This is a genomic window from Acidobacteriota bacterium, from assembly GCA_016196035.1.
In the GTDB taxonomy this organism is placed as follows: domain Bacteria; phylum Acidobacteriota; class Blastocatellia; order RBC074; family RBC074; genus JACPYM01.
The window spans coordinates 1-14705 of the sequence record JACPYM010000111.1; the positions used below are offsets into that span (position 1 = coordinate 1).

The following is a 14705-nucleotide window of genomic DNA, read 5'->3' on the forward strand; positions in this document are numbered from 1 at the left end:
ACGCTGACCTCGATAGGATGTCGCGCGAGGAACTGGTCGAGGAAGTGAAGAAGCTTAGATCGGTTTTCACTTCGGTGTATGGCAAAAGCCGCGCAAGCGGGACAGTACCGCGCGCGTGATAAAGCGGCGCGTTAAGTACGTCTGACTGGCGCAACGCCGAAGCGCCGCTTGCTCACGCGCGCGGTACTGTCCCGGCGCGGCGCGCCTACCGTACACGCAAATGAAAACCGATCTGGGCATGGCATCCGTCAGCATCGCGACAGCTCGCTGCACGAGCTCTGCTGGCACCATCCGGCGCTGTGGGGACTGTTGCCGGAAACGACCGATCCACTTCCGGTTGTGCCAGCTTGGCCGCAGCTCATGCAAGGATGTGTCAAGTATTGGCAATCGCTTGACGAGCAGGCTCCGGCCGCACCCCGAACCAACGAGCCGTATGCGAAGTAAGTGAAAGAACGCATTATGTTTTAGATGAAAACTTCGTGCAGCGGCAGGGAATCAATGATGTTCAGCGTTTTGCAAATTCTGACCGTACTGTTGGTCGCCGCGGCGCTGGCCTTATCGCGCACGCACGCTTTGGAATTGCCGGGCAAAATGCGGCTCGACAACCAGGCGTATTACGCCGTGCAGCCTATCTATTATCCGGGCTTCACCGTCGGCGGCGGCATCGGCGACCTTGGCGGCACGCTGGCGACCCTTCTGCTTCTGTTCCTGACGCCACAGGGCAGCACGGATTTTTGGCTGACGCTGGTGGCTTTGGTCGGACTGATCGGGATGCAGGCGGTCTATTGGATTGTTACGCATCCGGTCAATCAGTTCTGGCTGAAGGGCGAAAACCTGGATCGTTTCAGTTCCGGCTTTTTCTCGTTTGGAACGAAGGCGTCAAACGAGCAGCGTGCGCCGGATTGGACAAAGTTGCGTGACCGTTGGGAGTATTCGCACGTCGTGTGCGCCGGCGCTCCTCATCACTATTATTGTTAGCGAATAAGCAGGAACCCAGAACGGTCGCGGGTCACAAGTGATGATGACCCGCATTTGAGTGATGGGCGTAAAGCTTGCTGACCGCATCATGCATTACCGTTGATTTTGAGTAACACATAGCAAAAGAAGAACACCTTGTCCGGGCTGCTGTATCAGCCCCGCAACATTTCAAACCACAATCTTTAACGCCTGCGATACGCGTGCTCTTTCAAAATGCAGCGATCCATCACCACCAACAATCCGGCCCCCAGCGCCCGTTGTGCCGCAGCTTCGTCAATCACGCCTTCCTGCAACCAGACCGCTTTGGCGCCCAGCGCAATCGCTTCATCCACGACTGCCCCAACATCTTCTGCGCGGCGAAAGATGTCCACTAATTCGAGCGGCCCCGGCACGTCACTCAAGCTGGCGTAAGCCTTTTCGCCCAACACTTCGCGTTCATTCGGGTTGACCGGGATAATGCGATAGCCGTGTTGTTGCATGTAGCGGGAGACGCCATAACTGGGCCGCATCGGATTAGAAGACAAGCCTACAACGGCGATGTTTTTATACTCTTTGAAAATACGTGCGATAACTTCGGGGTCATTAAAGTTCATTGTGTTTCCATCATATAGGCAAACATCCGATGCTGCGCGTGAGGTAAACTCCACGTCGGCATATTATCACCGAACTGGTTGCAAGTTTTGAAAACGGACCAAGTCCTGCAATGATAGGCGTCTAAGCCTCGCAGTAAGAGTTTCTCGCAGGACACAAATCAAACTTGAGTAAAAGAGCGAAAAAGCCAGAAAAGCCCGAATACAACGTCATTCCCGTCCAGTTGAGCGAGCCCGAGTTCGAACAATTTATCTTGCCGCATCTCTCGTTGCCACAGCGGGGGCCGGCATGCAAGATCGGGTATCACAAAGTTTTCAACTACATCCTCAAAGTTCTTTACACCGGGATGCAGTGGAAAGAGTTGCCGATTGAGAAAGACCCGGAGGGCAAAGCGGAACTCCACTACACGGGCGTCTTCAAGGTCTTTGCACATTGGGCCGATGATGGCTCGTTGGAAAAAGCCTTCATCGCCTCCGTCCAGCATCTGGCGGAAGAAAACAAGTTCGACTTGAGCTTGTTGCACGGCCATGGTTCCAACACCGTGGCCAAAAAAGGGGCGACGGCATCGGTTACAGCGGCCACAAACACCAGAAGGGGGAAAAGGTCATCGCGATTGCCGACAACCACGGCTAGGTCCTGTCGCCCTTGACGATTGCGCCGGTCAACAAAACCGCTATGGTGTTGTTGGCGGACGGCTTGCAAGACCTCAAGCGCGTCGCGACGGCGGCCGGGCTTGAGATCAAGGGGGCCATGCTCAATCTGGACGCAGGCTTTGACAGCAAAGCCAATCGCAAACACGTTTTCAACGCTGGGCTGAAACCGAACAGCGCCGAAAATCCGCGCAATCGCCCAACACCCAAACGTGGCCGCCCGCGTTTCTTTGATACAGTGCTCTACGCGGTGCGCTTTACCATCGAACGCGTGTTTGCCTGGGAAGACAAATTCAAACGTTTGCTCTTACGATTTGAGACCAAGCAGAAACGTCATCTTGGCTTCAAACTGATCGCCTTCACCCTCATCAATCTGAGGGAATTTTGTGAAGGATAAAACTTGCAACCAGTTCATTGCAAAATCTCCTTTGAGTAGTGGATTGATTGGTTGTCCGTTGCTCAACGGCCCTCACCTGCACACGCGCAACTTGCGGGGCAAAAAGCTCAGGACGTGCATAATTCTTTCAGCGAATTTTCAAGGTTAGCCAATTACTGGTTGGTTGCCGGTTCGCTAGGGGCAGCACCGCCGCTCAAACCGTGATTGCTCGCGTCACGTTAGACATGTGTGCGCCCTTCGCGCCGCCCCAACAGCGAGAGGCAGCGGTCATTCGTGGTTATGCCACCCGCGAACGGCCCAGCTTGCTCAAGACCTTTTCGTAGCCACCTACCGCCACCCAATCCAGCAATTCAGCCGTGCGGCTGATGGTAAATGGCTGGCGATGAGTGACGTTACTTAGAAAACTAAACGCTTGATCAAGCATGCTTTGATTGACGCGCGCGCGGAAGGCGGCGGCTTGTTTGACCAGCGCGCGGGTGTGCAATTCACCGAAGCGGCGCGCGGGGTAGCCCGACAGTTTCAGCAACACGCGCAAGACGGCTTCGTGGTTTTGGCAGGCCAAATAGCCAGCACGGTCAGCCGTGTGTTCGGCGTAACGGCACCAGCGATAGAGTTTCAAACCGAGCACCGCATCCACGGCGAGTTTGCCAATGCCGATGGTCGCGCTGGAAATGGCGGCGGCGGCGCCACAAACGGTTTCGGCGACAGCTTGGTATTTCGCATGTCCGGCCATGACGTGGCCCAGTTCACGCCCCAGCACGAAGACCATTTCTTCTTCGTCAAAGAGACCGGCAGCCATTGATTCCAGCACAACGACCGGTTCGTCCATGCCCAGCGTGTAGCTGCGTGTGCCGCCCTGTGTTAGGTACAGCAGCGGCGGACAGTCAAGCCCCAGCGCCTGACTGGCGGTTTCATAGCGCCGGTAAAGCCAGGGCTGGCTGCGGGGCGTGACCAGTAAAGCATTCGCCATTAGCGCGACTTCCTGACTGCGCTTGTAAAAGTCGCCAGCGGCGGCCACCAGGTCGGGTAAGAGCGGGACTTGCTTGATTGCCGCCAGCGTTGATTGATCGAGTGGGTGTTCGAAATCCTGGCTAGTCAGGCCGATCAAGAGCCGACGTTCGAGCCGGTTTTGGGTGGCCCATTGCAGGGCCAATTGATCAATCAAATTCCGCAGTTGGCGCGGCGGCCTTTTGATGATTGACGCGGCGGTGGGACGCGGAGTCAAGCTCGCCAGCACGGTGTCGAGCAGTTGGCGGGTTTGTGCTTCGCGTTCCGGCCAGAGGGCCAACGCATCGAAGATCACGCTGGCCCGCGTGGCGGCTTCGTGGTCAAGTTGCGCGGCGCAATACACGTAACTCCACAGGGCCAGGCTTTCGGCTTGGCTGAAGGGGGTTCGGGTGAGCAGCTTGGCGACTTGTGAGCGCCCTAACGCCTGTACGTGGTGGGCAGGAAAATCCAGGGGCAACAGCCAGGCGATGACGCTACGCGCCACTTCCTTCGGGCCAATCGCCCATTTGGGTGTTGTTTGATTGGTTGTCATAACGTTCCTCGGTTCTTTCGCACGGGCGCGAGTGCGGTTCGTAGTTGTGGCACGGGAAGCCGGGCGGCATTCACTGGTGTGCGCGGGCAGGCGTCTGGCCGCTGCTGCTCCCAGTGCCCTGTCGGTGCGCGCGTTCCGTCGTGGTGTTATTTACCGGTGGCGGCGGGGGCGCGCCGGTGTTGCGCCCCCGCATGTAAAGCGCGTCATAAATCCAGGCTTCGATCCGTTCCAGATGGTCGAAAGCCGAAAGGTTTTCTTGCTCGTTCATCGTCCCGCCTCCTTCTTCAACGGCAAGCCTGCCTCAGTTGGCTGGCCGCTCAGGAAATTGGTGCAATGCCCAAAGGCTTTGCCCAGATGGTAAATGACTTGCTCGAACTCGGCCCAGTTCTGGCAGGCAACCAGACGTTCCCACAGCCATTGCGTAAAAGACGCATCCGGCAGGTTCGGTTGGTCACCGTTGGGCAGCCAGCCTTCGTGAGACGTGCGGTCGGTCAGCGCCCGCCAAATCCCGCGCAACCGTTCCGGCACCAGGCCTTTGGTAATCACCACCAGCGGCATGACGCTTTCTGACTGCCGCCGCGTCTGACGACTGGCCGCCGCAGCGAAATCGAAGCGTAGCCATTCGACCAATTGCTGCAAGCGTTCAGGCTGCAAGGCCGCCAAATGCGGTTGTGCGCTACAGGGTATGTGCGCGGCGGCCAGCCGCTCGACCTCTTCTTGCCGCCACGCCATCGCGCATTCTTGCAGGTAGGCCCGCAGTTGCGGCGCGGCCTCGGCGGTTTCCTGCATCACAGCGCTTATCAATTGCCCCAAAAGTGTGTTGAGGATTTCCTCCTGCGTCCACCAATGGCGCAACAGACCGCCATAAAACTCTGTGGCGAGCACGGCTTCGTCGAATTCGATCAGTAAGGTGAATTGGGTTGTTCGCGTCATGCCGTCGCTCGCGTTGCTGGCAGCCGGGCCCCAGTAAATGCCATAACAGCCGCCACGCGTCCGGTACAAAATGGCTGCGTAAGCGCGCGTCAGGTCGCGTTGTTTGAGCACGACGTAGGACGCCGGGTCACGTTCCACCGGTTGAGCGCCTTCAGCGGTGAGGCTGTACCATTCGTAATCCTCGCCGAATTTCTTGGAATTAATGAAAACTCTCATTGTGATCTCCTTGCGTTGCAGTCAGGTTGATAAGGTACTTGGGGGGGCAAGCCTCCAGCAAGACTTTCATCCACTCTGGCAAACCAACAGTGGCAGATGGGCCGCCGACTTGCCTGGTGGCGCGGCGCGGCGTCAATAAACCGGGATCCTGGGTCACCACGAATGGCTCGTCCTGTTTCATCCCGTCAGCGAAGAGCGCCACGGCCCCACACAACTTTTCTGACCGTTCCAGCCAGCGGTCAAAGTCTTCCTGCATTTTGCTCTTCACGCCAAACACGCCCATGCAGCGATGCCCCCATTTTTTCCAGAAACTGCGTTGGGCAAGCGCGCCTTGCGCCGCTTCCTGTTTGGCCTGGGCGTATACGCGCAATTGATTGGTCACGTAATTGAGCACGTAACGTAGGGGCTGATCGCAATCCACCGGGCGGTAGGATTCCGCGCGCACTTTGACGAAAACCGGTTGTTCCTGTGCGTTGAATTGCTGGAACTCAACGGCCCCCAACGTCTGGATCGGACAGACCGCGACGGCGATGTGATCGTCATAGCCTTCCAGTACCTGAAAGGCGCGCGCATAACGTTCGCGTAGTTTTGCCAGCACAGCAGAGCCTTCGTCCCGCCGCAGCCAGAATTCGCCCCGCATCAGCGTGAAGAGCACCAGCCGGTTTGGACAATCTTCATTGGCTGCTTTGAAAGCATTCGACAGCAAGGTGCCGATTACACCGGGACGATTGCTTTCTTCGTGCAAATGGTCGGCGTGCGTCATCAACGAGGGCACATCCACGGCAATCAACACGACGCGCGCGGTGCTCAGTTTCTCTTCGACCTGTTGCAGCTTGCGGCTGTTCTTGCTGAGCCAGCCACCCGGATAATCACGGAAAACGATGCCGAAGCCGGCACGACTGGCCGTATGGCGTAACTCCAATTCGTAATTGCGCTCGTCAATCGTGCCACTGATGCCGTTGCGGCAATCCACCACGCCATCGTCGCCAGCGGCCAGTTTTTTCAGCTCCAGCAGCCGTTGATCCAACTCGTCGCCGGTCTGCGCGTCGGGTTGGAGTTGCAATTTCGGATCGTTGCAAACGTTGCCGAACTCATTCCACATCGCCGCGATCATGCTGGTCTTGCCGACCCCGCTCGCCCCCAGCATCGTGATGGGAAAGTCCACTTTGAACTCCACTCTGGAAACAGTTTGTGCCTGCATTGGTTCTCCTTTTGAAGCGAAAGATGGTTACTACTCAAACAAACCGGTGTCTGCAAAATCGGTTTGAAAAGCCGCGTCGTGGGCATTCACGCGCACAAACGCCTGGTGGGCGGTCTCCAGCATTTGCTGGACTTGAGCGGCGGAATAAGGCGCGTCGAACGCTACGGGCAGTTCGAATTTGGCATCCACGACGTGGTCACCGTCCCGATCCAGATAACCCATCGTCGTGTCAGCCTCCTGCTGCACGACTAGCTCCTGATCGCCGGAAATCACCCGCACTGCGTCCGGCCCGTCGTGATGATCGCGGTCAAACCGCTCGACCAATGTCTCCGGCTTGCCGTCTACATTCAGATCGAAGGATTGCATGCTGTTGATTTGCTGCTCGAAGCCCTGCACTGCTGTGCGGAATTCCTCGTCAGTTCCATAAAGCGCCAAGCCCTGGTCGAGCACTTGTTCCGGTTCGGGATTGGGCATGTGTTCGCGCGGCGCGCCGGTTGGTTGCCACGGTTGCGCTGCATTCAATTGATTCATCGTTGGTTCCTCCACTGGTTGAATGGTTTCGGTTGAATGGCTGCCGCGCTGCACTTCGTATGCGGCAACCAAGGTGTCTTTGCTGGCGGCATCGGCTTCATAACCGGCCCGCTGGCTTTCGTATTGTCCCGACTGCTGTGCGTAAAGCGCGGCAGAGCTCTGGTGTGCGGAGGCTTCGCGCTCGGCTTGTGAAGCAGAATCTTGCAGGCTCTGCGCTTGTTGCTCGTGCTCGTGCGCTACGCGCTCGTAGCCTTTGGCCTTGTCTTCATAGTCGGCGGCGGCGTTGGCGTGACTATTGGCCTCTGACCAATAGTCTTCCGCCGTGCGAAGCGCCTGGGCTGAGTCACTGCTGTGGCCTTCTCTGGTGGAACGTGCGGCCTGTTCTGCGTAATAGCGCGCATTGGTCGCGGCTTGCTCTGATTGATTGTGCTGATTGGCGGCTTGCGTTTTGGCTTCCGCCGCCTGGCTGCGGAAGCCGTCGGCCTGCGTACTGGCAACTTGCGCCTGACTTTGATATTGCGCGGCCTGATTTGTGTATTGCCCGACTTGCCCACGCTCGTCTTCGGCCTGTTGGCGGGCATCCGCCGCTTGTGTTGCGGCGTGTGTCGCTTGTTGCCGGTAATCCGCCGCGCGTTCGCTCAGTAGTGCGGTAAGCGAGTCGTCTGAGAGCGAATTGTTTACGCTCAATCCCGTTCGGTTCATAACGTTCTCCTCTGGTTGCGTTTGTTTTTTGTGCTAACCGAGCAGCCTTTGCTCGCTGCTCTGCCCATTAACGCGCAAACAGTGCAGCCAAAAGCTCAGACGCAAGCAAAATTTATTTGTAGCGGGACGAAACTTCGCCACAGAGGCACTGAGACAGAGAGCGAGAGCAAGAACGTATTCCGGTCTTTCAAGTCTTCCCTCTGTGGCTCCGTGACTCTGTGGTAATGCTTCTGTGTAAGTCCTATGTAGTAGAAGGCGCGACTGTGCGACTGGTAGCACAGGCCAAGCTTAGATCGGTTTGCACTTCGGTGTATGGCAAAAAGCCGCGCCGGGACAGTACCGCGCGCGTGAGCAAGCGGCGCTTCGGCGTTGCGTCAGTCAGCCGTGCTTGACGCGCCGCTTGCTCACGCGCGCGGTACTGTCCCGGCGCGGCGCGCCTACCGTACACGCAACTGAAAACCGATCTAAGGCAAGGAAGCGTAACCTTGAACCGCATTTAACCAGAGGAAATTTTATGACTCGTTTAGCCAATCGTATTGCTGTCGTCTCAGGGGCGGCGACCGGCATCGGCAAAGCGGTGGCAATGCGCCTCGCCGCCGAGGGCGCCAGCGTCGAAATCCTGGACATCAAAGATGCCACGGAAACCGTCAACGAAATCCGCGCGGCGGGCGGGCAGGCCCACGCGGAAATTTGCGATGTCACCAACGAAGCGCAAATCACCGCCGCTGTCGCTGCTATCACTTCGCGCCACGATCATGTCGACATTCTCGTCAACAACGCCGGCATCCTGTCGGGCAAAACGCCCTGGCACGAGCTTTCGTATGAAGAGGTGAATCGTTTCGTGCAAGTGAATTACCTCGGCTACTTCCTGGTGTCGAAGGCGATTTATCCACTGCTGAAAAAGAGCCAATGCGGGCGGCTCATCAACGTCGCTTCGCGCACTTACTTTTTGGCGAATCCGGGGCAGATGGCCTATGTCGCCGCCAAAGGGGCGGTGATGGGCATGACGCGCGTGATGGCGAAAGAGATGGGCGACGACAACATCTGCGTCAACGCCGTCGCGCCGGGCATGATCGCCACGGAAGGCACGCTGGCACATTCGGATGAAGCGGCCTTCAACCGCGTGATGAATAACCAGGCCCTCAAAAAACGCGGTAAGCCCGAACACCTGGCCGGATTGATCGCCTTTCTGGCCAGCGACGATGCCGAGATGATTACCGGGCAAATGATCTTGTGCGATGGCGGCGGCTATCTTCACTAACAAGCACAAACAAATGAAAGTGCTCATCGCAGGCTGCGCGTGCACGCGCAACGACAACGGCGTGACGGGCGCAGACAAACGGCGCATGACGATCAAGCTCATTCCCTGAAACCTTATGAACATTGAGACAAGTGCCCAGCGGGATACCGCAACCGATCTGCGCTATGCCTGGTACGTCGCCCTGGTGCTGATGCTGTGCAATACGCTGTCGTTTATTGATCGCCAGATTCTGGGTTTGTTGGTAGACCCCATCAAACAGGATTTGCGCGTGAGCGATACGCAAATGGGTTTGTTGCAAGGGCTGGCCTTCGGCATTTTTTATACGCTGCTCGGCATGCCGATGGGGCGCATTGTAGATCGCGGCAATCGCCGCCAACTGGTCGCCGCCGGGATTTTTTGCTGGAGCCTGATGACGGCGGCGTGTGCGCTGGCGCGCGGATTCGGGACGCTGTTTGCCGCGCGTATGGGCGTGGGTGTAGGCGAAGCGACGCTTTCGCCCTCGGCCTTTTCGCTGCTGTCCGATTACTTTCCCAAAGAGCGTCTGGCGACGGCCTTGAGCATCTTTTCGATGGGCGTCTTTTTCGGTTCGGGCCTGGCGTTGATTGTCGGCGGATTATCGGCGCGCTGGGTTCGTGGCGTTTGACGTTTGTGATTGTCGGGCTGCCGGGCTTGCTGGCGACGCTGCTGGTTTTCACGATCAAAGAACCGGCGCGGAAAAATTTGTTGGGCGGACAAGCGACCAAGCTGAGTCTTGCCGAAGTGCTTGACCAACTGAAACTACGCTGGCAATCGGTGGCGGGAATTTGTTTGGCCTTCGCGTTTCAGGCGCTGTGCAATTACTCGCAACAGGCGTGGCTCCCGTCGTTTTTCATTCGCGTGCATGGCTGGACGAAACGCCAGGCGGGTCTGACGCTCGGCGTCATTTCGCTCGCCACCGGGTTGTTGGGCGCTTATCTCGGCGGCAGGCTCTGCGATTACTGGCAACGGCAGGGCAAGGCAGATGCGCCGTTGCGCGTCGGTGTATTGGCGACGGCCTGCGCGGGCTTCTTTTTCAGTTTGGCGATGCTCGCGCCCGCGTTGCACTGGCAACTCGGTTTGCTGGTTCCGGCGTTCTTCTTTCTGGCGATGCCGATTGGCAGTTCTTATGCTTCGCTGCAATTGATCCTGCCCAATCAGGTGCGCGGCCAAGTCGGCGCGTTGCAGGTGTTCACGCTCAACCTGTTCGGCCTGATTCTGGGGCCGTTCCTACCGGGCTTTTTCAACGATTACATTTTTCACGACCCGAAGATGGTCGGCGTTTCTGTCGCGCTGACCGTGGGCTTGGCTTCGCTGTTGTCGGCGCTGTTGTTTTATGCGACGTGGCGGCCTTATCGAACGCACTACGCGCAAATGCATGGCTAATTCCATTTCAAAAAGGCACGAAAAAATGATGATTCGAATGGCGCTGTTCATTTTGCTGTCCGCGCTTTCCGCAGCCGCCCAAACAACTGAAATTCCATACGCCGCGCCTGACACGCCGCTTGGCACTGGGGCTTTCAAAGCGATTATGGAAGTGGACGCAGGCTTGCCTACGCATACGGTTTATCGTCCAAAAGATTTGGCCAAAGCCCTTGCGGCATTGCGGGGCAAGAAACTGCCGATCATCGCGTGGGGCAATGGCGCGTGTGTGAATGCCGGCAATCGCTTCCGGCAATTCCTGACCGAGATTGCTTCGCACGGTTATCTGGCGATTGCCATTGGGCCGATTGGGCCGCGCGAAATGGAAGCCGCGCCGCAACCCGCCGCGCCCGGCCAACCCGCCGCCGCGCCGCCAGCCAGACCGCCCGCCACGACGGCTTCGCAATTGATTGACGCGATTGACTGGGCCAGCAAGGAAAACGCGCGCAAAGGCAGCCCCTATTTCGGCAAGCTGGACACGAAACACATTGGCGTGATGGGGCAATCGTGCGGCGGCGTACAGGCCATCAAGGCTTCGGCTGACCCGCGTGTGACGATGACGATTGCGTGGAATAGCGGCCTGCTGCCCATGCCGAGCATCGGCATGGAAAACGTCAGCAAGGAAGCCCTCGCGCCGTTGCACGCGCCCATCGCTTATTTCAACGGCGATCCCGGCGATGTCGCGCACAAGAACGCCAAAGATGATTTCGAGCGCATCAACCACCTGCCCGTGCTCTTCGCGTGGCGCGAAGGCATGGGGCACAGCGGCACTTACCGCGAAGCCAACGGCGGCGAACTCGGCAAAATCGCCGTGGCTTATTTGAATTGGCGGCTCAAGGGCGACAAACAAGCCGCGCAAATGTTCACGGGCGCGGCTTGCGGATTGTGCCGCGATAGGAATTGGCACGTGTTCAAAAAGAAAATTGATTAACCCCTTGCAGCAGGAAAACCATGAATACCAATGATCTGATTGCGATTGACACCCACGTCCATCTCGAAACCGAACTGGCAGACAACGCCGCCAATGAAGCCGCGCAAAAATACTTCGGCAAAGCCGGCGTAGGCCGCAATCGCTACGAACTGGCGGAGTATTACCGCGCGCGCAAAATCGGCTGCGTGGTCTTTACCGTGGACGAACGGCTCACGGGGCGTCCGCCGATCCCGAATGACGAGATCGCGGCCTTCGCGGCAGAGAACTCAGACATCATGTTCGCTTTTGCCAGCGTAGACCCAACGCGCGGCAGGGAAGCTGTCGCTGAAGCCAAGCGCTTGATTGCGGCGGGCGGCATACGCGGCTTCAAGTTGCATCCGCCGTTGCAACAGTTTCACCCGAACGATCAACGTATTTATCCGTTTTACGAAGTCATCAACGCGGCCAAGTTGCCGGTGATCTTTCACACCGGCCACAGCGGCATCGGCACGGGGATGCCCGGCGGCGGCGGCGTGCGGTTGAAATACGGCAACCCGATGGACATTGACGACGTCGCGGTGGACTTCCCCGACATGCCGATCATCATGGCGCACCCCTCGTTCCCCTGGCAGGACGAGGCCATCTCGGTGTGTTTGCACAAGCCGCAGGTTTACATTGATCTGTCGGGCTGGTCGCCAAAGTATTTCTCGCCGACGCTGGTGCAATACGCGAACACGCTGCTCAAACGCAAAGTGCTGTTCGGTTCGGATTATCCGCTGATCGCGCCCGACCGCTGGCTGGCCGATTTCGAGAAGATCGCGATCAAGGACGAAGTGCGTCCGCTGATTCTCAAAGAGAATGCGCTGCGGCTTTTGGGGTTGACCTAGAACAGTTTGCAATGGCGGTTGCGGGAGTCAGTTGACGCTGGAACAGTACCGCGCGCGTGAGCAAGCGGCGTGTCAAGCTGGCACCATTGGCTAAACTGCCAAAGCTCCGCTTGCTCACGCGCGCGGTACTGTCCCGCTGCGCGGTTTTCCCGCACACCGTAGTGAAAACCGACTTAACCAGGGCGAACGTTATGGAAGCGCAGGGAACCAATACGAATCGTTTTGCCCACGGGCTGCAATTTGAGCCTTATGCGATTGATCATTTGGTGGACTCTTTGCAGCACCATCATCTGCCGCTCGACCCAGAGTTTCCGTTTGCGATCAAGGCGCTTTCTTACGAATCTTTTCGTTCTGGCGAACATTTGACGTGGCACAACCGGCTGGAATTGTTTTGCCCAGTCAGCGGCGCGGGCCGTTTTCAGATGGGCGAGCGGCTGATGGATTTCAAAAGCGGCGACGTGCTGGTCGTAGACAACCTGAAGCTGCACGGCGCTTTTGAATTCAATCCGCCCGACAGCCGGAGCATCGTCATCTATTTTCGCGCGGAACTCTTTTACAACCTCGGTTCGTCGGTGTGCGATTACGCTTACCTGATGCCGTTTTACGGCCTGGCCGAAGATAAGGCGCCGATTTTGCGCGCCGCCGAACCGGCCTCAGCCGCCGTGCACGAAGCGTTGGACAAACTGTTGCGTTGTTATTTCGACGCGCCGCCCGATCAATACTCGCGCATCGGTTGCAAGGCCTATCTGTCAGAGGTGCTTTATCTGCTCTCGCGGCATTTCGGGACTTCTGATATGGCGCAGGCTGAATACCTGCGCCGCCGCGAACAGGCGCAGCGGTTGGGCGCGCTGCTGGAATACCTCAATCATGGCTACGGCGAAAAGATCACCGCGCCGCAAGCCGCGACGATGGCGGGGATGAGCCAGTCGCACTTCATGCGTTTTTTCAAACGGGCGACAGGGATGACGTTCGTTGATTACCTGACGCAGTTGCGCGTCGGCAAAGCGCGCCAGTTATTGCGCGATCAAACGTTGAGTATCGCTGAAATTTCCAACCTCGTAGGCTTTGCCGACCAGAGTTATTTCGATAAACGGTTCAAGGAACGCTTCGGCAAAACGCCGCGCGAGTACCGTGTGATCGTGGAACCGTCATAAACAACCACGCTTTGCTTAAACCAAGGCTGCGAAGTTACAAAATAAAAATATGGCAAATTCAAATAGCGAAAAATTGGCACTCGTAACCGGTGGCACTGGTTTCGTAGCCATGCATTGCATCTTGCAGTTACTAAATGCAGGTTATTTAGTTAGAACTACATTGCGGTCTCTTGCCCGAAAAGATGAAGTGATTGACGCGCTCCAAAAGGCCGGAGCCGCGGGAATTGATAACTTATCTTTCGTTGCGGCTGACCTGACGGCTGACGCCCATTGGAACGAAGCCGTAAAAGATTGCGCGTATGTTTTGCACGTGGCCTCACCGCTCACGCTGGCAAATCCTAAAGACGAAAATGAGTTGATTGTGCCTGCGGTGGAAGGGACGCTGCGTGTCCTCAAAGCCGCCAGAGATGCCGGTGTCAAACGCGTGGTTTTTACTTCTACCTTTGGGGCCATTGGCTACGGCCACAAACCGACTGCCATCCCCTTTACCGAAGCAAGCTGGACCGACACGAACTACAAAGGCCTTTCTGCTTATGTAAAATCAAAGGCATTGGCCGAGCAGGCGGCTTGGGATTTCATCAAAAACGAAGGTGGGCAGTTAGAACTTACGGCCATGAATCCCACGGGTGTTTTCGGCCCTCAGCTTGGCTCCACGGTTACTTCTTCCCTGCAAATTATTCAGAAGTTACTGGATGGAGAGTTGAAAGCCACGCCGCAGATGAACTTTGGCATTGTGGATGTGCGTGATGTCGCGGCAGCGCATTTGCGCGCGATGGAATTGCCTGCCGCCAACGGACAACGCTTTATTCTGCAAGCCGGCGAAACCTTATCCCTGCACGAAGTCGCCATGATTTTGAAAAATAAAATGGGTGATGCCGCTCGCAAAGTGCCGGCCAGAGTATTGCCCAATTGGGTGATTCGCCTAGCGGCTTTGTTCAACCCAACCGCCAAAGGCATCCTGCCGCAGTTGGCACCCAAAAAAATGTAAGCAGTGAAAAGGCAAGAACAGTATTGGGTTGGCAGCCCCGCACCAATGAAGAGGCCCTCGTCGCGTCGGCGGAAAGTTTGATCCGCCTGGGATTGGTGAAAATCTGAGCCGCCAGGAATGGCCGGGTAAACTGGCGGCGAAAGCCATCTGACGGCAGAATCATTCTAAAAAAAGGTCAAATCCTTCTAGCCGCTGTCACCTCACCTAACTGATATTCCAGTACGCTGGGACAGATAGACCGTAAAAATTCCAACCAACAAAAAGACAAACCCGCACGCGAGAAGGACATTGCTTAACTGACGACCGCTAACAACGAGAGCGGTTGCACA

Annotated in this window: 15 protein-coding genes and 1 pseudogene; 9 read left to right on the forward strand and 7 right to left on the reverse strand. The window is 57.1% G+C overall.

Annotated features, from left to right (window positions below; all coding sequences use genetic code 11):
- The first annotated feature begins 501 nt into the window (after window positions 1-501).
- A complete protein-coding gene (locus tag HY011_31390) occupies window positions 502-978 on the forward strand; it encodes a DUF1772 domain-containing protein (protein ID MBI3427453.1) in 477 nt (158 codons plus the stop codon).
- A gap of 182 nt (window positions 979-1160) precedes the next feature.
- On the opposite strand, the gene HY011_31395 is transcribed toward HY011_31390, so the two are convergent.
- Together HY011_31395 and HY011_31400 are read right to left on the reverse strand one after the other, a co-directional pair.
- Window positions 1161-1571, reverse strand: a complete 411-nt coding sequence (locus HY011_31395) for a CoA-binding protein (GenBank protein ID MBI3427454.1) — start codon at window positions 1569-1571, stop codon at window positions 1161-1163.
- A gap of 158 nt (window positions 1572-1729) precedes the next feature.
- Window positions 1730-2098, reverse strand: a complete 369-nt coding sequence (locus HY011_31400; protein MBI3427455.1) for a hypothetical protein — start codon at window positions 2096-2098, stop codon at window positions 1730-1732.
- 146 nt (window positions 2099-2244) lie between these two features.
- Here HY011_31400 and HY011_31405 point away from each other — a divergent pair, with 146 nt between their 5' ends.
- The gene (locus HY011_31405) at window positions 2245-2616 is read left to right on the forward strand and encodes a transposase (protein MBI3427456.1); all 372 of its coding nucleotides are present in this window, start codon (window positions 2245-2247) and stop codon (window positions 2614-2616) included.
- 277 nt (window positions 2617-2893) lie between these two features.
- Here HY011_31405 and HY011_31410 read toward each other — a convergent pair whose 3' ends face one another.
- The 5 genes from HY011_31410 to HY011_31430 all read right to left on the reverse strand — a co-directional run bounded on the left by HY011_31410 (window position 2894) and on the right by HY011_31430 (window position 7739).
- On the reverse strand, window positions 2894-4156 hold the full coding sequence (locus tag HY011_31410; GenBank protein ID MBI3427457.1) for a M48 family metallopeptidase: 1263 nt from the start codon (window positions 4154-4156) through the stop codon (window positions 2894-2896).
- Between the two features lie 70 nt (window positions 4157-4226).
- Entirely contained in the window at window positions 4227-4424 is a 198-nt protein-coding gene (locus tag HY011_31415) for a hypothetical protein (GenBank protein ID MBI3427458.1), read from the reverse strand.
- A complete protein-coding gene (locus HY011_31420) occupies window positions 4421-5305 on the reverse strand; it encodes a hypothetical protein (GenBank protein ID MBI3427459.1) in 885 nt (294 codons plus the stop codon). Before HY011_31420 ends, HY011_31415 begins: the two co-directional genes overlap by 4 nt.
- Entirely contained in the window at window positions 5289-6506 is a 1218-nt protein-coding gene (locus HY011_31425) for a hypothetical protein (GenBank protein ID MBI3427460.1), read from the reverse strand. The genes HY011_31420 and HY011_31425 overlap by 17 nt, the downstream gene beginning before the upstream one ends.
- A 30-nt stretch (window positions 6507-6536) precedes the next feature.
- Window positions 6537-7739 (reverse strand): hypothetical protein, encoded by a 1203-nt coding sequence (locus tag HY011_31430; protein ID MBI3427461.1) that lies wholly within the window; start codon window positions 7737-7739, stop codon window positions 6537-6539.
- 514 nt (window positions 7740-8253) lie between these two features.
- Between HY011_31430 and HY011_31435 the strand changes: the two genes are divergently transcribed.
- The 7 genes and pseudogenes from HY011_31435 to HY011_31465 all read left to right on the forward strand — a co-directional run bounded on the left by HY011_31435 (window position 8254) and on the right by HY011_31465 (window position 14483).
- Window positions 8254-9000 carry an SDR family oxidoreductase gene (locus HY011_31435; protein MBI3427462.1) on the forward strand — a complete coding sequence of 249 codons (747 nt, stop codon included), beginning with the start codon at window positions 8254-8256 and terminating at the stop codon, window positions 8998-9000.
- Between the two features lie 115 nt (window positions 9001-9115).
- On the forward strand, window positions 9116-9643 hold the full coding sequence (locus HY011_31440) for an MFS transporter (GenBank protein MBI3427463.1): 528 nt from the start codon (window positions 9116-9118) through the stop codon (window positions 9641-9643).
- The gene (locus tag HY011_31445) at window positions 9640-10401 is read left to right on the forward strand and encodes an MFS transporter (protein ID MBI3427464.1); all 762 of its coding nucleotides are present in this window, start codon (window positions 9640-9642) and stop codon (window positions 10399-10401) included. The genes HY011_31440 and HY011_31445 overlap by 4 nt, the downstream gene beginning before the upstream one ends.
- A gap of 145 nt (window positions 10402-10546) precedes the next feature.
- Window positions 10547-11368, forward strand: a complete 822-nt coding sequence (locus HY011_31450) for an alpha/beta hydrolase (protein MBI3427465.1) — start codon at window positions 10547-10549, stop codon at window positions 11366-11368.
- Window positions 11369-11388: 20 nt separating this feature from the next.
- Window positions 11389-12234, forward strand: a complete 846-nt coding sequence (locus HY011_31455) for an amidohydrolase (protein MBI3427466.1) — start codon at window positions 11389-11391, stop codon at window positions 12232-12234.
- 191 nt (window positions 12235-12425) lie between these two features.
- Window positions 12426-13388, forward strand: a complete 963-nt coding sequence (locus HY011_31460; GenBank protein ID MBI3427467.1) for a helix-turn-helix domain-containing protein — start codon at window positions 12426-12428, stop codon at window positions 13386-13388.
- Window positions 13389-13437: 49 nt separating this feature from the next.
- A pseudogene (locus HY011_31465) lies at window positions 13438-14483 on the forward strand (aldehyde reductase).
- Window positions 14484-14705: the final 222 nt, after the last annotated feature.